Below are 22,553 nucleotides of genomic sequence, written 5' to 3' on the forward strand. Positions count from 1 at the left end.
ATTGTATTTTTCTCAATGGTTGTTCCTTATTTGTGATAAAGGGCTCCGTCGTATGCCCATTTTAAGTAAATAGCTCCCCAAGTAAAACCTCCCCCAAAGGCTGCCAATACTATATTGTCTCCTTTTTTGAGTTGGTTTTCGTAGTCGTTAAGAGCTAAGATGATGGTTGCCGAAGTTGTATTGCCGTACTTGTGAATGTTGAGCATCACTTTTTCAGCAGGTAATCCCATACGCTCGGCAGTAGCATCAATAATGCGTTTATTAGCTTGGTGAGGTGTAAGCCATTGCACTTCGTTTGAGGTCAAACCGTTGCGTTTAATAAGCTCCTCTGCTATGTCAGCCATTCCTGTAACCGCATATTTAAACACCGTTTTACCGTCTTGGAATACAAAATGGTCTTTGTTAGCCACTGTTTCAGCCGTAGTCGGGCAGAGAGAACCTCCTGCTTTGATGTACAAATAGTTACGTCCTATTCCATCACTTCTTAAGAGTTCGTCCTGTACACCTAAACCTTCATAGTTAGGTTCAAAGAGTGCAGCCCCTCCCCCATCGCCGAAGATAATGCAAGTAGCTCTATCGGTATAGTCTATGATAGACGACATCTTATCTGCTCCCACCAAGAGTACTTTTTTATAACGCCCTGATTCTATGTATTTAGCAGCTACCGAAACCCCAAATAGGAAGCTCGAACACGCAGCTTGCAAATCGAATGAAAAAGCATTCACAGCACCTATTTGCGACGCTACATAAGGACCTGTAAGGGCTACAGGCATATCAGGGGTAGCCGTAGCCAAAATAACTAAGTCTATTTCTTTGGGGTCGAGACCTGTTTTGCGAATAAGGTCTTTAGCGGCTTCAATTCCTAAAAATGATGAACCTTTATTAGGGTCTTTAAGTATGCGTCTTTCTTTGATACCTGTACGGGTGTAAATCCACTCATCGTTAGTATCTACCATTTTTTCTAACATTTCATTGGTTAGAACATCTTCAGGTACATAGCCTCCGATAGCCGTAATGGCAGCGGTTATTTTCTCCATCGTAATTCTCTAAATTAATTTTTATATAACTCACATAGTGATTATTAACTCCAATAAGTAGTTTTTTCACAAAGCCCACTATGTAAATTTGGGGCAAAAGTACATAATATTTTTGATTTAGCACCAATATGCAAAGAGTTTTTTTACTGAATATCCTTTTAAAAGCTTATTTTTAATGATGCAAAATTTTTACAAATAAATAAAACCCTAATAAAATGAACTTTTAAACTATTATAAAACACCCTATCTCCACCCTGCTACTCAGGTTTCACTCGTTCATCGTTTGTTTATGTATAAACTTTGCAGAAGTCTGAAACTCTAACAAAGTTGAAAAACTTCAATAACCATCTTTTTATCTTTACCTCAACTTCAACTTACCTTCGCTTTAGCATCGCTCTTCCTTCGTCTTTTCTCTATCTGCCCATTCGAATCGCACCGTCTTTTATTCGTCTTTCCCTCATCTGCTCGTGCGGCTCGCACCGTCTTTTGTTCGTTCTTTGTTCGTTCTTTGTTCGTCTTTTGTTCGTCTTTTGTTCGTCTTTCCTATAAGCTTCTCCGAAATTAACCATTAACCATTAATCATTAAATAAGGCTTCCTATAAGCTCCCTAAATCTACATTATTTTATTTCCCCTCCCCCATTTGCTAATTTGCTAATTAACCCATTTACTAATTTTACTCGCTTGTGTGGCTCACACCTGCCAGTGTGGCTCACACCTCACACCGTCATTGATTGGGTATTATTGGTATTTCTAGCATTTCTGATATTAATCAGTATTATTAACATTTTTGGTATTATGGTATTAATTCGGTATTAATTAGTATCTTTGCAAAGTAATTATAAACTTTTGTACCAATGAAAACATTCTATGCGGTTGCTATTATTGGAATTATGCTATTGGGCATAGCGCATTCAGCACTTAGTTTCAAGAAATACGACCAACTTTCGGCAGAAGCCTTTTGGTTTTTCAGTGCAGGGTTAGCCCTTATTTTTTCCGGTTTAGCCAATGGCTTACACTATCAGTTACAACTGCCTATTACTTTTCGTTATGTACTTGTTATAAACGTGCTATTAGTACTTTTTACAGTATTTTTAGCAATAAAAGTACCTGCTCCCACTACCCTTTTAGTAGCGATATTCTCAGCACTACTTTGCATAGCAATTTTACTAAACAAATAGATAGGCAAGTTATTGTATTCATAACTCAATTACGATGAGTTTAATAAAAAAGAGCTGCTCATTGCTGAACAGCTCTTTTTAGTTATGAAAACTATTAACGATTATCGGTATAATGTAAAGTTGCCGTAGAACTCACGTTTGTCGTATAATTCATCGTTCACCTCAATGATATACCAGTAGTCACCAGCTGGTAAGCTACGACCGTCGTAATTACCATCCCAACCCTCTCCTGATTTGAGCAGAGCTACACGTCTACCATAGCGGTCGAAGATGTAGAAGCGAGCATTCACGTTGTTGTCTAAGTTTTTGGGTTTCCAAACATCGTTAATTCCATCGCCATCTGGGGTGAAGAAGTTCGGTACTTCAATGTCAAGATATTCTTTTTCTATCGTCATTGTACGTACACAACCTTGTGCATCTTCCACCTTCACTTCTATGATTTTAATGCGTCTGCCATTATCTATTCGTTCAGGGTCATTATGCTTGATTTTGTATACACGGTTATCGCCACTATCTACTCCGTTGAAGTAGTAAGTATAGCCCTTCACTGTGCTAGTTACCCCTCCTGTAGCTATCACTTCTATCGTATTGAGGGTAGTGTTGGTTACCTGACTCAATACAAGCGGAGTGATTTGGTCTACCGTAAAGGTCTTGCTTGTTGTACAATATCCTGTGATAGGAGCTACCGCAGTGTAATGTATATGAATAGTTTGAGTGCGGGTTGTTCTATCAAAGTTATCGATATAAGCTATATTACCTACCGTACGAGTAAAGGCTGTACGACTTGCCGTACCGTTAAGACTATAAGTTATCTTAGAGTAATCTACTTCTGTATTTCTGAAACGTACTATCAAATGGTCTACATAGTTATTCGTATTCATTTCACAAGTACCTTCTTGTTCTACATAGCTTATAGCTATATCAGGGAACTCTTCTACAGTAAAGCTGAGTGTCTTAGTCATCGTACACTTATTAGTATCTTGTATCACTACTTGATAATAAGTGTTCTTAGGTGATGGAGCTAATCCTGAGAACGTTTCTGATGAACCTGCTGTTACTCCTGAGCGTCCGTCTATCTTTTGGTTATTATCAGCTCTCACGATATTTACTGTATAAGAACCTGTACCGCCTGCGATATTGTGAACTGTTACGCTTCCTCCATTCTCACCATAGCAAGTAAAGAAGGTTGAGTTAGTCACATCGATATCAGCAGTAATAGGTTGTGGATTCGTAAAGGTATAGCTTCCTGCTACGGTTACTGAACAGTTCTTAGCATCTACTATATCCACACGGTAAGTACCTGGTTTAATACCTGTAAAGGTTGCTTCACCTTCATTAGTAGCTATTTCAGGTAAATCACTGCCCGTTGCCGATGTTCTCACTAAAATATAGTGATAAGGACGTGCTCCTCCTGTTACACCTGTTACTTTAAGAGTACCGTCATTAGCATCAATACAAGTGATTGGGGTTGTGGTTACTGAAATAGTAGAGGTATTGATACCACTATATGGGTCAATAGTCACACTCAAAGTACCTGTAGCGGTTGCACAGCCTAAGGCATCGGTTACTGATATAATATAGCTACCTGCGTCTAAACCACCAAACTCAATTCCTGGAGCACCTGCTCTCACATTAGTTTGTACGTGTGGAGTACCACCTCCTACAGGAGTAAGTGTTACAGTAAAGGTTTCTTGACCTCCTACTACTGTTAAGGCTGCTACCCCGTTCTTATTAGCGCAATCGACAGATACTTTTTGTCGAGCATCTCTCACTTCTATCTCAGCAGGGTTAGAAGGAATAGTAAAGCGTGTTTTCGGTACTTTACATCCTACTCCATTCACTGTTACTTCAATATCATATGAACCACCTTTCAAGTTCACAGTAAAGCTACGTGTACCTGCTGGTATCGTTGCCGAAGTAGAAGTAGCTACTGTAGCTCCCACTGAGGTAATGGTATAAGTATATCCATTTGTTGATTGATCGCCGTTAGAAAGGTCTGTATCCACTAATCCGAGTGTGATAGAACCATTGTCGTTATGGCAAACCGCTCTCACTGGGTTAGTTGATTCTATCGCAAAAGTATTAGGCTGTCTGATACTGTGTACGCCTGTAATGCTACAACCAGTACGTTCATTAATCACTTCTATTGTATAATTGCTATTACCAAAGCCACTTGAACCTGTAAGTGGTACACTAAGGGTAGTAGCAGTAGTAGAAGTAATAGCCACAAATCCATTATCAGTACCTCGGATAGTATAGCGCAATGGAGTGCCTGCTATATAAGTAGGCGTTACCGTTAAGCTAATATTTATCACTTCATCTACCACACAAGTTACTGAGGTAGTTGTGGTAATGCTCATTGAGGTAAGAGCAAAGGCAGGAGCTACTGTTACGCTAGCAGTATTAGTACTACAAGTGCCTGAAGCGTCTTTTATGCTTACGTAGAAGCTACCTCCATTGAGGTTTGTTAAGGTGTACTCAGTACCTGTACCTAAACTATTACCTGCTCCGTCAAAGAACTCAGTAGTATAAGGTGGTATACCTCCTCGTATCTTAGTTACATCTACGCTTACTTTCGGTGTAGTCATTCCTGCACCTCCCTCACATACATATTGAGTAGCTGAAAGAACATCTGCATCAAAGCTCAAAGGCTCTGGTGAAGTAAGTATTGTTTCTACCATTGCGGTACAACCCGTACTATTAGTAACAGTTATTTGGTATCTTACCCCTTGCGTAGTACCTCGTAGCTGTGTAAAGGTAGCATTATGAGTTCCTGCGGTTGAAGGTGTAGTAGTTACCGTTACGTTGCTACCATCGGTTAAGTCTATAGCACTTGTAATTCTAAATGTATAGGTATCAGGGTCGGTAGGGATAGCTACGTCTATGCTTCCTGTTGGGGTAGCTGTGAGACCTAAGTTACATTTTTCGTTATAAGCTTGAGCTACTATAGTCGATGGGTCTATAGGTGTTGGGTCTACCACTTGAACTTCTTTCACGATAGGACAATCTCGTGTTTCAGCATCAAATATACTAATGCGGTAGGTAGCAGCTTCAGTTGGGTTGGTAATAGTTACCACACCACCTGCTGGCAAGGCTACATTCTCTCTAATAATTTCACCTGCTAACGAACCGTTATCTAAACGCTCTAAGGTATAGCTGTATACACCTGTACCTCCAGTGGCTACTACGGTTATTTCAGCCGTAGGTGTAGCACACGTTTTTACTTTGCTTACGGTAGCCGTAGCAGTGATGATAGCCGTAGTACTGAATGTTGTACTAGTAGCACAACCATTCACATCTTTCACAACGATAGTGTGATTTACTAATGGGCTTACTTCTACCTCAAAGGCTTGATTAGCTATTGTCCAAACCACAGGCTGATCAGCACTACCATCTAAGGTGTAATAGTGGTTACCTTGACCTATCTGGTTGAGGGTCACTCTCACTGGTATCTTACCTGTTATATTGTTGTAGGCTTGGCAATTCAAAGCTGTAACATCCGATATACTTGGTACATCAAACATTCCTATGGTTACAGTAGCGTGCTGTATACAGCCATAAGCATCGCTTACATATACATCCCAGTTACCTGCTGGCAAGTTGATGTAAGTAGAAGCTTGCGTAGTGCCTGTCATTACCGCTGGGTTATAAGCTCCACCTGCAGTTACATAACCATAAGTATAGCTTGCAGTACCTCCTTTGATATTCAACCACGCTTGACCAAGTGTACTACAAGAGGCTTTCTGAGTAGCTATAGTAGATACTTGTAATGGCACCGCTGAGCGTTTTACTTCAAATGGGAAGGCTTTCACGCAACCTGTATTTTCAGTAAACTCAATATAGTATTTACCTGCTGGCAAATTACTATTGGTGTTTTGTGTGATATGGAACGGAGCTGTTACACTTCCTCCTGCACCTACTTGTTGGTGATTATCTTCTCTGAATATCTTCCAAGTAATAGCTGTTGTGCTACCTTGGAAACCTGTTAAGGTATAGCTTACTGTACCGTCATTACCTCCTGCACATTTCACATTAGCTACTTGTAAGGTAGCACCCAATGTAGAAGCCGTAGGCACTGGCATAGTAGCTTGTTGAGTATATCTACAACCTGTTGTGATGTTGTACACCACAAAGGTATATTGAACACCAGGTGTTAAGTTTGGTATTTTCACAGCTACTCCTGTACCAGAAGCAGTTCCTTTATACCAAGTATCAGTACCTCCATTGAGGTTATTGGTAGTTAATTGTGCTGCTGTTGCTGTATTTGGTGGATTTACAATTCCTGGGCGATATACAGCAAAGTAAGCATTGGTAGTTGCACTGAATGTAGTGCCATTACTTGCCTTAATAACCATACTACTTGTAGTTGTACAACTTGTAGGCGTTTCAGCAGTGATAGACATTACATTAGAATTAGGATTAATTACAGTGCTAAGTTTAGTTTCACAACTGTTAGCATCAGTAATGGTAATATCATAATTACCATAATCCAAACCAGTGAACTCTGTTGGCATATTATTAGAAGCGGTTAAAGTATGTGTACTTTCATAACCGTTCAAGTTATTTCTCAAATGTACTGCAAAAGGTGGAGTACCTCCTCCATTAACAAGAGTTACAGTGATAGCCGCTAAATCAGCTGCTGCTGAGGTACAGCCCATTTGTTTAGTAACCGTAGCAGTAGCAGTAAGCTGTGGTACTGCTCCTACAGTAAAGGTTTGGGAAGCCACACAACCACGATTATCGGTTAATTCAGCTACATAGTTACCTTGTGCTAAAGCAGTAGCTGATTGTACAGTTCCTCCAGTATCTTTAATCACTAAGGTATACGAAGCAGTACCTACATAGTAATCATTTGGTGTAATTGTTACTGAACCATTCGCTTTTCCACAAGTAGCTTTGGTAGTAGTGAACGGTTTCAAGAAGCGAGGTGAATCGCTTAATAAAGTGATGTAACGTTCAGCAGTACATTCGCTACCGTCAGGTTTATAGGTTACTTGGAATCTAATAACAGTAGTAGTGGCTACACTCACTGCTACAGTAGCTTGTGAAGGAGCCGTAGCTATGGTAGTATAAGTTACACCATTATCTACACTGTATTTAAATTCTTTCATTGCTGTTGGGATACCGCCTTGTGCTGTAAGGGTGTAGGTTACACTACCTCCTTTACAATCAGCATACTGTTGGGTAGTAGGCGATACCTGTAATGTCAATGGGTCGTATACTTGGGTAGTAACAGTTGTACTACAACCAAATCCATCAGTTATAACAAAGGTATGGTTTCCTGCTGGCAAAGCATCAGGATATACATAGCTATTAGTGTTGAATGAATAGATAGCTCCTCCCACACGTTGTACTTTATAATTACCATTACCACTGAGCATTGTAATAACTACTTTCTTCTCATCACCTGTTCTATAACAGTAAGATTGAGGTTCGGCAGTCGCTGAAATAGTAGCTTTATCTTCAATCTCAAAAGTAGTTTCTGTTTTACATCCATTAGCATCAGTTACTACTAAACTATAGGTTCCTGCTACAAGGTTATTAAACTCATAAGGGTTAGGCGTTTTAGTGGCTGGCTGTGGAGCACTTAAAGTACCTGTTACCAATCCCACTTGATACTGATAACCTGGTGTACCTCCCGTAGCCGATACTTTTACTTTAGCCTTTCCTCCATTGTAACAAGTTATTTTCTCCATTACTACGGCAGTAGGTACAATAGAAGTAGGTTCTCCTATCTTGTAACCCGTTTGTAAGGTAGTAATACAGTTTGGATTATTAGCATCTTGTATAGCTACTGCACCGTTTTGAGTAGCACTTAATCCTGTAATGGTAAAGACTCCTTGTGCGTCAAGGGTAGTCGTAGTCCAAACCGCTTGATAAGGATCAATAGAATATTTAACAGTATTAGAAGCTGGATTTATTACTCTAATACGCACTTGTCCGTCACTAGCACCTTTACAGCTTACATTCTTCTCAGCACCATATTTCTCAATACGCATTTGCTTGAATTTCTCAATATTCACTAATTGAGAAACTTGTGAAGCACAATATTGTGTAGCTTGCGCTACTTTAATATTATCCACAGCATAATCATTGCCTAAGTTACCATAACTTGCGGCAGCTGTATTTACAATCTTAACGATAAGAGTACCATCGGTAAGACCTGTTAATTCAGCTTCGGTAAAGGTAACACTTACATTCTTCCAGCTCGTAGTATTCACAGTGCCTACATTCTTGCCACGAAGCAGTGCTCCATCGCTCTTGTGTAATTCTACACTGAAACGAGGTGCTACTCCTGAGGCACTTGAAATAAGATTCAAGGCATCAAAACTTACAGTTATAGGAGTAAGAGCAGTTGCTCCTGTAATGCGTTTTTCATACACTAATTCGCTACTACCATTTCCTGCAATAGCCAGATAACGTCCTCCCGAAGGGTCATTAGGCGATGGTACCCAAGAGGCATTAGTTCCTACTTGTTTAGTAACTACATAATTACCATCAGCTAAGTCTCCATCAGTCTTACATACTAAACCTGTAGTGGCTCCTGATAAGCACTCATTAGCACCTTTGCCAAAATCTTCTACGTATAGTACATTAGGCGTAGTAGCTGTATTCAAAGTCTTATAGTACACAGTAATAGAGTGCGTACCTGGCGCTAACCATCTACTGAAAGTATTACCTGCGATAGCTATTTTACCACTACCATCTATACTGTATTCATAAGTTTGACTAGTAGTTGAAGCAATCGTTACAGTTACCATTCCATAACCATTATCACAACGATAGGTAATAGGGTTGGCAACGGTAAGAGTCGGTATGGTTTGCGCAACAATATTCACAGGGATAACAATACGACAATCCTTGCTATCTTTTACATACACATTACCAGAAGCTCCCATAAAGCCAACATTGTTGGTACCATAAGTAGTTTCTCCATCAAAACTATAACGGTAAGGAGGTGTGCCTCCTGCAACATTGTTTACCGCTATTTTATATTGGTTACTTGCATCACAATCTTTATCGGCTACTACTCCTGCAAAAGCTCTAAGAGGATCTTTAGTAGGAGCAATTACAATAGGTTTCTGACTGTAAGTACATATATTACCCCCTACATTCGATTTCATTTCTATCTCATAGCTTCCTGCGGGCAAACCAGTAAATAATCCTCCTGAACTTGTCTTGAAAGCAGGTGTGATGCGATTACCATTATTATCTAACTTATACAAGTTAATAGTACGATTTTGGTGTTGGCTACCTGCTGGGAATATCATATTGATATGTCCACTATTAGGATTGCTTTCGCACTCAATTTCTTGAGTTACCGACAAGGTATAGCTATGTGGATCTGGTGGTGTAATCGTTACCTTGTTAGACAAAGCAAACTTACCATTATCCATATCACCTACTATAAATATATATTCTCCTACTTGGGTAATATTTGGCACATCTACATCTACGCTTGTTTGGTGTCCTAACTGTAATGCAATAGGTGAAGCAGAAGCAATTGCCGTTTGTTCGTCAGCAAATTGTTGTACTCCATTGATACTCCAAATATAGAAACGATAAGTAGGTTTACCACCTTCAGCTTTAAGTTGTAATTTAGCAGTGTTACAATCTTTCCAACCTTTGAAGGCAGCAGTCATTGTCATTTCAGTGAGCTTATCTATCGTTACATTACCATTATACTCACAACCTGGTATTTGTACTGAGGTAACTTTAATATCATAAGTACCTTGTGGCAAGTTAGGAATACGATAATCATTTGTATTGATATTGTCAGTTCTTAGAAGTACACCTCCTTTGTAGATTTCTACCTTATAGTTTACACCACTGGTGCTAAGAGTTAATCTCACTGAACCTTGTGAATAGTTTGTTTCATCAATCTTATCAGTAAGGTTACCACTTAATCCTGCTGTAAATACTTCAAAATAGAAGTTTTCATTACAATCTTTCAAGTGTAAACGATATTTACCAGCACTATTAGCTGTAAAAGTAGCGTTAGAATGTACTGGATTCCAACAATTATCATCGGTATTACGACAATCAGGAGAAGTTTCTGTACAGCCTCCACTCCATTGTTGCCATTCAAAAGCAGTGTTTTTATAGCTTACCGTAATATTCTTACTTCCTCCTTGACAGAAGTAGAAGTGGCTTGTCCAACTACCATCACCAGGACAAGTTACCCCTATGTTTTGAGCTTGTGCACGAATAGGGTCAGTAGTAGGTGAAATACCTTGATAGTTGATAGTTTCTACTGTTACTACTGAAACTCCTTCACAAAAATTCGTTTTCTCTACCTTATAAACACCTGGTGAATTAGCAACAATTGATTGTTTTGTTTCTCCTGGTATGAGGCTTCCATTCTTATACCATTGATAACTTGTAAAGCCTCCTACAGCTTCAAAAGTCATCGCTCCAGTACCACAGAACACTTCCTGACGATTGCAATCCGTAGTATTTATGGTGATTGTTTTAGTACCTGCTTCCGTTTGTTGATTTCCTGTACAACCCGCAGCTCCTCCTTCGTAGTCTATATTCATAGACGTTTTCAAGAAGTTCTCACAAGGTTTTAAAAAGTCATTACAATCGCCTACAAGTTTAAGAGGAATACGTATTGTACGAACAGGGTCTCCAGCTTTAAGCGTAGACTGCAACTGTACACCTCCTGCTTTACCTCCTATCACAAACTGATAGCTCTTAGTAGCACTGTTATAGCTACTTTGAGGAAGAGGATTATTCACTGTGCCATCACCTGCCCCATTAAGGTCAGGGTTACCATTAGTAACTACGGTAGTATTAGCGGGAAGTTTTACATTTATAGTTGCTTTATTGATATTTTCTGAACCGTCGTTCTGATAAGTAAGTACATAGAAGAACTCCTGATTAGGGGTCAACTGAGTAATAGTATTTCCCGAAGTATCAGTATAACGATGGTTCGATTTTAGTTTAGTAGCGTTAGATTTCACTGTTACGGTGAAAGAACAACTAATAGTATTTCCCTTTACATCAGAAAACGCATAGGTAACGGTATGAACTCCTATATTGAAATAATATGGAGGTGTATGGCTCTTTGTAGTAGTGATAGTACCACTACAAGTGTTATAAGCCGAAGGCTCTTGCCAATTTACCGATTTACCACAGGCTCCCTGATCAGCAAAAACTGTAATATCATTAGGACAAGGTGTTCTAAACTTAATGGCATCACTTCCTGAAGCCACCTGTACAGTAGTAGATTTAGTGTATACTTTAGCATTACCACAACCTATACCTGGCTTCAAGTTATATTCAGCCAAATAGTGAGTAGTGGTCGTAATATCCTCAGAGAATGAAGGGCCCGATTGAAGTGGAGACGAAGTAGTTTTTTGTCCATTAGCATCAAGCTTAAACCATCGGATATCAAAAAGATGTCCTGATACTCCAAGAAATACTTTAACTGTATTAGTTTCGCATAATCCTGATTTATCCACTAATAAATAAGGATCAAAATCACCAGTACTATTTATCTCAATATCTTTATTTACTGTTTGGCAACGGTGAATAGTCCTCACCATATAATGCCCCATAGGTAAATTAGAGAAAATATGATAATATTGGTTTTGTGACTGCTGGTAAGTTGCTTTTTTTACAAAAGTAGTTTGAGTAGAAGTAGCACTCGGTTTAGAGTACAGCTCATAGGTAACAGGGAAAGCTACTTGCTGTCCTGTTAAATCTACTGAAATCATACCAGTGTTGCTACCACTATTACATACTGCAGGGTTTAAAACAGGGTTTAATTTCACCACATCTCCTATAGTAATCTCTCCATAATCTTTACTATCTGTTATATATGGAGTAGTGGGATCTCTTAAATCAAAAGAAGTATAATTCCCAGAACTACCAGGAATAAAACCAAAGCTTCTAAATTTATAACCTTGGTAAATATCAGGATATACCCTATATTTTCCTGGTAATAGGTTTGAAAAAGTCCCTCTATGTCCTGTTTTATAAGTATTAGTACCATCTACTTTTACAGGTTCCCAACTACGTCTACCATTAGCGTCTTGTACTTCTTTTTCTAAATAAACTCTTTCTGAAAGAGAATTATTATATACAGAACGACCTAAATCATAATTTATCTGTCCTATTTCACAATCACGTTCATATTCCAATTTAGGAGTATAACGAGTTGCGGGTAAGAAAATATCTTTTGTAGTTGTATTATTACAAACATCAGTAACAGTAATTCTGTAATTGCCAGAAGGCAAATTGGTATAACCCAATGAACGACTAGAAGGCATCGTATATTCTATTGGATAGGTAATGGTACGTGTAACAGTAGCCGACCAACTAATCTTACCTTGATAAGTTACCGATTTTGTACCATCTACAGGAGCTATCTTAAATTTTAATGGGTAGTAAAAACCACTACCTAAATTCTGGAATAGAAAAGCTCCTGTTCCCTCATAAGAACCATAACCAGCTGGACGTAAGTTTTCCCAAATTTTATCAATCGGATTAGGAGATGTTTCTTTATTGTATATTACCTTTACTTCCGAAGTACAAGTACCTTTACAAGTAGACGGGTCAGTATAAGTAAGGCGGTAAAGTCCTTCTCCTGTACCTCCGCTTAAAGTAACAAGCCCATTATAATAAGGAGTTGTTGTCCACTGAGCTTTTCCTGAACTTGCCCCTACTGTACCCTCTTCTAAAGGAACATTTACCCAAGGACCTGCCGAGGTACCACTAGTACTTCGCTCTAATTTAAAGTTTTGTATCTTTTGCTCACTAGGCCATTCTACACGATAATCGTAAGTTCCTCCATTTAAATTAGGTAATTTTCTATTATCATAATATTTTATTTCATAAAAAAACTGTAATAGTTTTTCAATAGCTCCACAAGTACCTACTTTATGTCGTTCATATGAACGATTGCTTGTATTTAGTACTTCTGAAGAAGGACAAGAAGGTGTTGCTACTTGGTTGTCGTCCAATTTAACTCTTTCTACAATAGTATTTTTAGGTCCTTTTATAGTAATCTGTATTTCATCACCTTTACGCAGCTCGTGTGTATCTACTTCTACAGAGGTATTTCCATCATACTTAAGTTGTATTTTTTTATAGCGACGGCTTAAAATGCGTATTTCTGCATTTCCCTGCTGATTAAAATGATCTCTAAGTACTTCTCTACTCGCATAAGCGGGCAAAACAGCTCCTTTTTCCTTATCAACAAGTTCAATTTTAATCTTAAACCTATCGCAGTTTATTCCCAATCTGGTGAGATAACGCTTATTTGTTTTTATCTCAATACAATCAAAATTCTTTGTATCAGCAGGTATCTGTATATTCGGAAAACGACGTGTTTCCCCACAATCATTGTGTACATTTGTAATATCTCTTATTTGTACTTTTATAGTACTATTCTGAGGAATTCTATGTCCCGCATTACCTCTTACTTCTATATAGTTATTACCTATAGGGCGAGTAAAACTTTGTGCAGGAACAAGTACTTGGTCATTCATATCAAGTAAAGTTACCTCAAAAGGACCAATTCCTCCACTAGGTATTCGGAATCTTACTCCTCCATTATCCTTTCCACAAGTAGGAGCTAAAGCCTGCAAGTTCTGGATATTCATTATCTTATAGCTAGAAATAACCTTTACGCTTTTAGCTTCAGAGTTCCCATTTTTCGCATCATATACTGTTACCGTATAGTTACCAGGATTTAAACTAGTAAAAGTATATTGCCCTGAGGTACCTCCTGCCATTCTCTCTAAACCTGAATCAGTTCCGTAACCCTCTAAGCGTACAAAATAACCTTCACTACCAGGCGCAGGACAACCCGAAGGAAGAGGTGATACTGGCTTTGCCTCTACCTTTAGCTGTGCATCGGAGTAACAAGTACCCGCCGTAGGCGTTACTTTTATGTCTATACATTGAGCTGACGCAACTCCTGCGAACATCAAAAACAAAATTGCTGATAAAAACTTTTTCATTATCATTAGTTATTAAACTATGGTATATAAAACTGCTATTCTTAAAACTAATATGTATATTATGTATACAGAGTTAGTGCGACAAAAGTAATCTTTTTTTTTTAATTACACATCATTAAAGTATATATTTTTACGTTTTTAAATCAAAAAAAATATAGGTTTTTCATTTCCAATATTTTACACTATGTTAAAGTCTTGTTAAAGTTTTACCCAAATACATTTTAGATGTTTTTTAAGTTGTAAAAACTTTTCTTTTTGCAGAAATAAAATACGACTTCAATAATATTTTATCTAACAAATAATATAAGACACATTAAAAATATCTATAGCGTTAAATTAAATATTGCTAAATTACTTTACATAAAAAGTGAAGAGATGTTTTCTATTTACGGCTACCTTCCTCGTGCAGGAAAATAGCCACAAATCCGATACACTTATTTTAAGAAGTTAGGCGTAATTAGTCTTTAAACCAGACTAATTACGCCTATTTTGTAGCGGGAACTGGACTCGAACCAGTGACCTTCGGGTTATGAGCCCGACGAGCTACCTACTGCTCTATCCCGCGATTTCTGGGTGCAAAAGTACAACCTTTTTTTTATATACCAAAATTTTTTAGGTATTATTTTTTACACTTTTCACTCTTCTATATATACTCTCTTGATTCTGTGCGCCATAGAGGTAATAAGTTCATACGAAATTGTCCCTGCCGATTCAGCTAATGTCTCAGCTGTATGGTCTTTATCAAATACAATTACCTCTCCTCCCTCTTCACAAGGAATATTAGTAACGTCTACCAATATCATATCCATACACACATTACCTATAATAGGCGCCTTCTTCCCATTGATAAATACAAAGCCTTTCCCCTTACCGTAAATACGGTTGATTCCATCAGCGTGACCTACTGGTATAGTGGCTGTTTTAGTAATATGGTCAGCAATGTAACCGCGATTATAGCCTAAACTATCACCTACTTGCAAAGTGTGTATTTGTGAGATAACGCTTTTGAGAGTCATAATAGGCGTAAGATATTGTTGTAGTTGAGCGTCATTGGCAAAGCCGTACATTCCTATACCACAACGCACCATATCAAACTGAGCGTGGGCATAATTCAGTATACCTGAAGTATTACACTGGTGGTAAATTACTTTATGAGAGAAAGTTTTGTTTATCTTTTCTTGAAAAGCAATAAAAGTCTTAATCTGATTTTCAGTAAACTCTTTCTCATTCATATCCTCTGAAGCCGCTAAATGAGAATAAGCCGTTTTCACTGTCACCGTAGTATTATTTTTTAACAAAGCGAGCACTCTATCTATTTCATTTAAATCAAACCCCAAGCGATTAAGCCCTGTGTTACATTTAAGGTGTACAGGATATTTTACCAAATGGTGTTTCTCAGCATACTCCAAGAATAGCTTTGTAATACGCTGTGAATATAATGTCGGTTCTAATTTATATTTTACAATATCATCAAAATTAATAGGTTGTGGGTGTAACACCAATATAGGAAGTGTAATACCTGCTTCTCTCAAAGCTTTACCTTCGGAAGTGTAGGCAACTGCAAAGTAATTCGCCAATCCTTTCTTTTGCAAATGTAAAGCTATAGGCACCGAATTATTCCCATAAGAGGAAGCTTTTACCACTCCCAAAAACAAAGTTGTGGGTTTGAGTCGGCTTTTTAAGTAAAGAACGTTTTTTTCTAAGGCGGTAAGGTTGATTTCTAAAACGGTTTCTTCTGTTTTCATTTATTCTTCAATTTTTCTAACATTAATCTTGTTTGCTCTGAAAGTACTAATTTTCCTGAAATAGCTGCGTTATTTATGAGCTCTTGTTCCCAATGCTCAGTGTGTTGCCAAGTGATGCGTTTCATTTCTGACAAAGCTACTGGGTTGGATTTCAGAAGCGTAACTATAAAAAGGTCTATCGCTTCGTCCATATCTTTTGTATTTTCGAACACGCGAGCAATCAACCCTTTCTGTTGAGCCCAATAAGCACTTTTCCATTGGTCAGGAGCCATAAAAAGTTCGTTGAGTGTTGCTTGTCCGGCTTTACGTAAGATTGCAGGAGCAATCACAAAAGGACCTATGCCCAGTGAAAGTTCCGATAGCTTGATACTCGCTGCTTCGGTAGCAAACACATAGTCTAAGGTAGCGAGTAAGCCCACTCCTCCGCCAACAGCCTTGCCTTGAGCGCGCCCAATAATAAGTTTTTTACAACGACGCATCGCCAAAAAAAGATGCGCAAAGCCCTCAAAGAAACGTTTTCCTTCTTCTTCATTGCTAACGGCTAAGAGTTCGTCAAAAGAAGCTCCTGCACAAAAGGCTCTATCTCCTTCACTCTTGAGAAGTATAATGCTTACTTCTTCATTTTCAGAAAGCGCATCAATTTCTTTAGTAAGTCTGTTTAGCAACTCCAAAGGGAAGGAATTCGCATTAGGATGTCCAAAAGTAGTAACAGCCAGTTTTTTATCTATTTTCGTATACAACGAACCTTGCAATCTATCAGTCATTGTTATTATAAATTTATGGCAAAAGTATAACTTTTTTCGCAAATAGGTTTGGTAATTAGAAAAAATATTTTACCTTTGCGCTTGCAAACGGGGATGTAGCTCAGTTGGCTAGAGCGTTTGGCTGGCAGCCAAAAGGTCGTGGGTTCGAGCCCCATCTTCTCCACAAGCAAAAAAGATGATTAAAAGTAGAACTTTTAATCATCTTTTCTTTGTTTATTCTTCTTCTGTCTGCGAAGCTCACTCTGTTTATCTTTCGACATTCCTTCATTCACTGTTCATTTGCCCGAGCAACTTACACCGTTTATTTTTCGTTATTCCTTCGTTCTTTGTTCATTTGCCCGTGCAGCTCGCACCGTTTATTTTTCGTTATTCCTTCGTTCTTTGTTCATTTGCCCGTGCGGCTCGCACCGTCTTTTGTTCGTCTTTTGTTCGTCTTTTGTTCGTCTTTTGTTCGTCTTTTGTTCGTCTTTTGTTCGTCTGCCCGTGCGGCTCGCACCGTCTTTCATATAAGTTTTCTATAAGCTAAGCATACCTTATTCTGGCATTATTGACATTATCGGCGTTATTAGTTTTTTCTCTCATTCCATTATCAATAAAAAAATCCGACCTATTGCTAAGTCGGATTTTTGTATAATGTAGGTAGTGATTAACCACCAAAGTCGTCGAAACGAATGTTCTCATCGGGCATACCAAAGTCTTGTCCCATTTTCTGAACTGCTTTGTTCATCATTGGAGGACCGCAGAAGTACAATTCTATATCTTCTGGAGCTTCGTGTTTGCTCAAATACTGTTCAATTACAGCGTTGTGAACAAATCCTAAGAAACCATCGCCTTCAGGATCATTAATATCTTTCTTTACTTTCCAATTATCTTCAGGTAGTGGTTCAGAAAGTACAATAAAGAATCTAAAGTTAGGAAACTCGCGCTCCAATTCACGGAAATGTTCTACATAGAACAACTCACGTTTTGAACGACCTCCGTACCAATAAGTAACTTTCCTATTAGTTTTTAAGGTTTTAAAAAGGTGATACAAGTGCGAACGCATAGGCGCCATACCAGCTCCCCCTCCTACATATAACATCTCAGCATTAGAATCATTAATGAAGAACTCGCCATAAGGTCCTGAGATGGTTACCTTGTCCCCTGGTTTACGTGAGAAGATATAAGAAGAAGCTACCCCAGGATTTACGTCCATCCATCCTCCTTTAGCTCTATCAAAAGGAGGCGTAGCGATACGCACATTCAACATTATACGGCGTCCCTCTGCTGGATAGGAAGCCATAGAGTAAGCACGCTCTGCCGGTTCTGGATTCTTCATTACAAGAGGCCATAACTTAAACTTATCCCACTCCATTCTGAATTTATCAGGCTCTCCTGGGTGTTCTTTAGGGTGTGCAGTGATGTCAATATCGGAATATTTAACTTCACAAGCAGGAATTTCAATCTGAATGTATCCTCCTGGTTTGTAGTCCATATCCTCTGGGAGTTCTACCACAAACTCTTTAATAAACGAAGCCACATTATAGTTGCTCACTACAGTAGCTTCCCATTTCTTGATACCAAACACTTGCTCTGGTACGCCTATTTGCATATCTTGTTTTACTTTCACTTGGCAAGCTAAACGCATACCTTCTTTGAGTTCCTTCTTTGTAAAGTGAGGCGTTTCTGTAGGAAGAGCCTCTCCTCCTCCCTCATACACGTGGCATTTACATTGTAAACAAGACCCCTTACCACCACAAGCTGATGGCAAGAAAATCTTCTCGTTACCCAAAGTAGAAAGCAATGAACCGCCGATAGGCACTTCAATTACTTTGTCTTTATTAATTGTAATTTTCACAGGTCCCGATGGGGTTAGTTTCTGTTTTACGTAAAGCAAAATAGCTACTAACAGCAGGATTATTACCAATAATCCTATTACCGTTACCGTAATAGTTGTCAATATTTCACTTGCTAATATCATTGCTTAAATCTTTTGTGTTATGAGCTAATTTATCAGTTTTAACTTCTTGTTGGATAGTAGTCTCTTGTTTAGGAGCTTCTTTAGCTTCCTTTTTGCTGCTACCACCTGTAAGCATACCACCAAAACTCATAAAGCCGATAGCCATAAGCCCTGTAGTGATAAAGGTGATACCCAAGCCACGCAAGGGTGCAGGTACGTGTGAATAACGTATTTTCTCACGGATAGCTGCTAACGCTAAGATAGCGATAGCCCATCCCAATCCTGAACTGAACCCGTAGGCTACTGAAAGACCAAAAGAGTGAATAGTTTCCTCACGTGATTGCATAAAGAGTGACCCTCCCAAGATAGCACAGTTTACGGCTATCAAAGGCAAGAAAATACCCAACGAGTTATATAACGATGGAGAGAACTTCTCTACAATAATCTCTACCAACTGCACCATCGTAGCTACAGTGGCAATGAACAAGATATAGGTAAGGAAGCTCAAATCATAATTAGCATACTCTGGACCTAACCAAGCTAAAGCACCTTCTTTGAGGATATACTGGTTCAACAAGTAGTTCATAGGTACGGTAAGAGTCTGTACAAAAATAACAGCAGCTCCTAAGCCTATGGCAGTAGATACTTTTTTAGATACAGCCAAGTACGAACACATACCTAAGAAGGTAGCGAAAATCATATTCTCTACGAATACCGATTTAAAAATCAGTGTTAAATATTCTAACATTTTCTTTTCTTTTTAAATGATTAATGACTGTCTTCTATCAAGGCTTTATTACGTGAACGTTGTACCCACACTACTATACCGTAAGTTACTAATGCCATAGGCGCTAACAACATAAAACCGTTGTTTTCATAGCCCCAAGCATATACACCTGTTTTCTTAATAGGGTCTCCTAATACTTGGAAACCGAGCAAAGTGCCTGAACCTAATAGTTCACGGAAGAAGGCGACGATAAGCAAAGCGATAGAATAACCACCTGCATTACCAATAGCATCTAAAAATGATTTACCCGGAGGATTACCTAAAGCAAATGCCTCAAAGCGTCCCATCAAAATACAGTTAGTGATGATAAGCCCTACATATACCGATAGCTGTTTACTAAGGTCGTACACATAGGCTTTCAGCACAAAGTCCACCACGATTACCAAAGCAGCTGCTACAATTAGCTGGGCAATGATACGGATTTTAGGTGGTATTACATTTCTAAGTAAAGAAATGGTTACGTTACCCATTACAAGTACAAAGGTAAAGGAAAGACTCATTACAATAGCGGCTCTCAATTGCGCTGTAATCGCTAAAGCTGAACAAATTCCTAATACTTGTACCGTTACGGGGTTGTTATCCCATAGAGGGTCGGTTACTAATTTTGTATCTTTTTTTGATAGTCCCATAGTCTCTTATTTGTTTAAACTTTTAATATAGGATATATAAGGCTCTATGCCATCGCGTATCATTGCTTGCACTCCATTACCAGTAAGGGTAGCTCCTGCAATAGCATCTATTTTCCCATCTTCTTTACGTTTGTTTTCAGGGTCACCATTGCTTTTTGATATTTGAATGCTTTGGAAATTACCAGCAGCATCTAAGAGGTGTTCCCCAATAAAGTCGTCCATAAAGAAACGTTCTTTGATATTAGCTCCCAAACCAGCAGTTTCTCCTTTGTGGTCAAAGAAAACGCCACGTACGATAAGGTCTTTATCTACGGCTATATATCCCCAAATAGCATCCCACAAACCACGTCCGTTTACGGGAATGATGTAGAGGGTAGTTCCATCTTTTTCACCTACATAAAGAGGCAAACCTTCGCGATGACCGTTGAAGTTAATAAGGTCGTTAGCACCTTCTACTTTTTCAGCGGTTTTCCCTTTGATAAGGTATTGTTCTTTCACATAGTTAGGGAACTCTTTTTCAGCATCAGTTGTAGAAAGAAACTCTACTTTTCCTCCTCCAAGCTCTCCTTGGTTGTGATTTACACCCATAGCGTAGAGAATGTTCTGTTTCTTTTCTAACTTTTTATTGTTACTGATATCGCTGCTCAATGCTGACGAAATACCAGCGAGCAAAGCTCCTACGATTACCACCATTATAATGGCGAAAATCACTGTATACGAATTACTTTCTGTTTTTACTGCCATAATTTATGCGGTTTTAGTAACTGTTTTTAAACGTTTTTTACGACGAGATACATTAGCTTGTACTACGAAGTGGTCGATAGTAGGAGCCAATACGTTCATTAATAGGATAGCGAGCATTACCCCTTCAGGATAAGCAGGGTTGAAGCAACGGATAGCAATAGCAATGAACCCAGCTAAGAAGCCATAGATATACTTACCAGTATTCGTTTGTGCTGCTGTAACTGGGTCGGTAGCCATAAATACAGCTCCGAAAGCCAAACCTCCAATGAGCAAGTGCTGATAAGCTGGTACGCTCCAAATAGCGTAGAAAGAAGTGCCTACCATACTTGGTGCTAAAGCGTTGAAAATAGCACCCATTACCCAAGCTCCTATAAACATACTAACCATCACACGCCAAGAAGCAATTTTGGTATAGATGAGGAATAAACCTGCTAAGAGGATAATGATAGTAGAAGTTTCACCTACTGAACCTGGGATAAACCCGAAAAGAAGGTCAGAATCGGTGTAGTGAATAGGGTGTCCTTGTGCCAAGTTACCCAAGATGGTTTCGCCTGAAACCGCATCTAAGTTTGCTCCAGCAGCAATTTCTTTAGAACGATCTAATACACCTGTTACCCATACTTTATCCCCTGTCATTGAAGTAGGATAAGCAAAGAATAAGAAGGCGCGAATGGTAAGCGCAGGGTTTAAGATATTCATACCTGTACCCCCGAATACCTCTTTACCGATGATTACTCCAAAGGCTACTGCTACAGCAAGCATCCAAAGTGGAATATCTACTGGAACGATAAGTGGCACCAACATACCGGTTACCAAGTATCCTTCCTCTACTTCGTGACCACGAATGGTAGCAAAGATAAACTCAATGCCCAACCCTACTACGTACGACACTACTACAAGAGGAAGTACTTTTATAAAACCAATACTAAAGTTTGTCCAATTCCAAAAATCTCCACTACAAAAAGCTAAGCCTTCAGCGGGGTGTGTTAAGTGACCGAAAGCCACTTCGTGCTGGTAACCTATATTGAAAATACCGAAAATCAAACAAGGAATCAGTGCCAAAACCACCATATTCATTGTTCGTTTTAGGTCGTCAGCAGCCTTAATGTGGGTGCCTCCGTGGGTTACCTCATTAGGCGTATAGAGGAATGTGTGGAGCGCGTTGAAAGTCGTCTCCATCTTCGTTCCTTTATACTTTTCTTTTAATGTATTTAATTTACTTTTTAAACTCATTTTCTTGATGATAAGTAATTATTCTTTTTTATTGATTTACGAATTAGTTTTAAAGCCCAATCGTAATGACTTGATGTTGCCGAAACTAAATAAGAACCTAACGAAGTCGTCTTCGTCCAAGGATATCTTTTCTTTGTAAAAAGTTCCTCATCAGTATGACTTTCTATAATATGAAAAACCTTACTATGTGAATCTTTAAACAGAGAAAACATTTTAGAAAACGGTACCTTTTGGCAACTCTTCCATATCTCTTGATTTAATTTAGGAGTGTCTTTCATAGTATAACCCTCTTTAGGTATTTTGGGTTTACCTCCTTTCATTCCTTCCTCATACCAAGATAAAAAAAGCAAATGCCAATGATATAAATGCCCGAGTACATCTCGGAGATTTCGATTCATTGTTCCCTTAGGAAACTCCTTTTCTCGTTTGTCTTCGGGAATAGTATCAATCAAAGAAATCAATTCATTGTAATTTCTTTCTGCTGATACTACAAGCCCTAATTTAGATTGCGGACGTGCCATAAT

Annotated in this window: 13 protein-coding genes and 2 tRNA genes; 2 read left to right on the forward strand and 13 right to left on the reverse strand. The window is 38.6% G+C overall.

Annotated features, from left to right (window positions below):
- Nucleotides 1-26: 26 nt before the first annotated feature.
- Both AM608_RS03630 and AM608_RS12020 read right to left on the reverse strand, forming a co-directional pair.
- Nucleotides 27-1,037, reverse strand: coding sequence for a beta-ketoacyl-ACP synthase III (locus AM608_RS03630; RefSeq protein ID WP_002672722.1), 1,011 nt, complete (start codon nt 1,035-1,037; stop codon nt 27-29).
- 413 nt (nt 1,038-1,450) lie between these two features.
- On the reverse strand, nt 1,451-1,606 hold the full coding sequence (locus AM608_RS12020) for a hypothetical protein (protein ID WP_157466241.1): 156 nt from the start codon (nt 1,604-1,606) through the stop codon (nt 1,451-1,453).
- A 286-nt stretch (nt 1,607-1,892) separates the two neighbouring features.
- On the opposite strand from AM608_RS12020, the gene AM608_RS03635 reads away from it, so the two are divergent.
- Nucleotides 1,893-2,216: a hypothetical protein gene (locus AM608_RS03635; RefSeq protein WP_053580803.1), complete on the forward strand. Its 324-nt coding sequence runs from the start codon at nt 1,893-1,895 to the stop codon at nt 2,214-2,216.
- Between the two features lie 101 nt (nt 2,217-2,317).
- Here AM608_RS03635 and AM608_RS03640 read toward each other — a convergent pair whose 3' ends face one another.
- The 4 genes from AM608_RS03640 to AM608_RS03655 all read right to left on the reverse strand — a co-directional run bounded on the left by AM608_RS03640 (nt 2,318) and on the right by AM608_RS03655 (nt 16,697).
- Nucleotides 2,318-14,194: a T9SS type B sorting domain-containing protein gene (locus AM608_RS03640; RefSeq protein ID WP_053580804.1), complete on the reverse strand. Its 11,877-nt coding sequence runs from the start codon at nt 14,192-14,194 to the stop codon at nt 2,318-2,320.
- A gap of 486 nt (nt 14,195-14,680) precedes the next feature.
- A tRNA-Met gene (locus AM608_RS03645) sits at nt 14,681-14,753 on the reverse strand.
- A 70-nt stretch (nt 14,754-14,823) separates the two neighbouring features.
- Nucleotides 14,824-15,933 (reverse strand): alanine racemase, encoded by a 1,110-nt coding sequence (gene alr / locus AM608_RS03650; protein ID WP_053580805.1) that lies wholly within the window; start codon nt 15,931-15,933, stop codon nt 14,824-14,826.
- Complete coding sequence (locus AM608_RS03655; RefSeq protein ID WP_002672737.1) at nt 15,930-16,697, reverse strand: enoyl-CoA hydratase/isomerase family protein; 768 nt, start codon at nt 16,695-16,697, stop codon at nt 15,930-15,932. Before AM608_RS03655 ends, alr begins: the two co-directional genes overlap by 4 nt.
- 89 nt (nt 16,698-16,786) lie before the next feature.
- Between AM608_RS03655 and AM608_RS03660 the strand changes: the two genes are divergently transcribed.
- Nucleotides 16,787-16,860: transfer RNA gene (locus tag AM608_RS03660), tRNA-Ala, on the forward strand.
- Between the two features lie 193 nt (nt 16,861-17,053).
- On the opposite strand, the gene AM608_RS12225 is transcribed toward AM608_RS03660, so the two are convergent.
- The 7 genes from AM608_RS12225 to AM608_RS03690 all read right to left on the reverse strand — a co-directional run bounded on the left by AM608_RS12225 (nt 17,054) and on the right by AM608_RS03690 (nt 22,550).
- The gene (locus AM608_RS12225; protein WP_172672742.1) at nt 17,054-17,203 is read right to left on the reverse strand and encodes a hypothetical protein; all 150 of its coding nucleotides are present in this window, start codon (nt 17,201-17,203) and stop codon (nt 17,054-17,056) included.
- 140 nt (nt 17,204-17,343) lie between these two features.
- Nucleotides 17,344-18,657 carry an NADH:ubiquinone reductase (Na(+)-transporting) subunit F gene (gene nqrF, locus AM608_RS03665; RefSeq protein WP_009410222.1) on the reverse strand — a complete coding sequence of 438 codons (1,314 nt, stop codon included), beginning with the start codon at nt 18,655-18,657 and terminating at the stop codon, nt 17,344-17,346.
- Nucleotides 18,641-19,384 (reverse strand): NADH:ubiquinone reductase (Na(+)-transporting) subunit E, encoded by a 744-nt coding sequence (nqrE, locus tag AM608_RS03670; protein ID WP_009410221.1) that lies wholly within the window; start codon nt 19,382-19,384, stop codon nt 18,641-18,643. Before nqrE ends, nqrF begins: the two co-directional genes overlap by 17 nt.
- 20 nt (nt 19,385-19,404) lie before the next feature.
- On the reverse strand, nt 19,405-20,052 hold the full coding sequence (locus AM608_RS03675; protein WP_009410220.1) for an NADH:ubiquinone reductase (Na(+)-transporting) subunit D: 648 nt from the start codon (nt 20,050-20,052) through the stop codon (nt 19,405-19,407).
- 6 nt (nt 20,053-20,058) lie between these two features.
- The gene (locus tag AM608_RS03680) at nt 20,059-20,796 is read right to left on the reverse strand and encodes a Na(+)-translocating NADH-quinone reductase subunit C (protein WP_009410219.1); all 738 of its coding nucleotides are present in this window, start codon (nt 20,794-20,796) and stop codon (nt 20,059-20,061) included.
- 3 nt (nt 20,797-20,799) lie between these two features.
- Nucleotides 20,800-22,029: an NADH:ubiquinone reductase (Na(+)-transporting) subunit B gene (locus tag AM608_RS03685; RefSeq protein ID WP_009420362.1), complete on the reverse strand. Its 1,230-nt coding sequence runs from the start codon at nt 22,027-22,029 to the stop codon at nt 20,800-20,802.
- Nucleotides 22,026-22,550 carry a ClbS/DfsB family four-helix bundle protein gene (locus tag AM608_RS03690; RefSeq protein WP_053580806.1) on the reverse strand — a complete coding sequence of 175 codons (525 nt, stop codon included), beginning with the start codon at nt 22,548-22,550 and terminating at the stop codon, nt 22,026-22,028. Before AM608_RS03690 ends, AM608_RS03685 begins: the two co-directional genes overlap by 4 nt.
- Nucleotides 22,551-22,553 lie beyond the last annotated feature (3 nt).

The sequence above is a fragment of the Capnocytophaga sp. oral taxon 323 genome (genome assembly GCF_001278825.1).
In the GTDB taxonomy this organism is placed as follows: Bacteria; Bacteroidota; Bacteroidia; order Flavobacteriales; family Flavobacteriaceae; genus Capnocytophaga; species Capnocytophaga ochracea.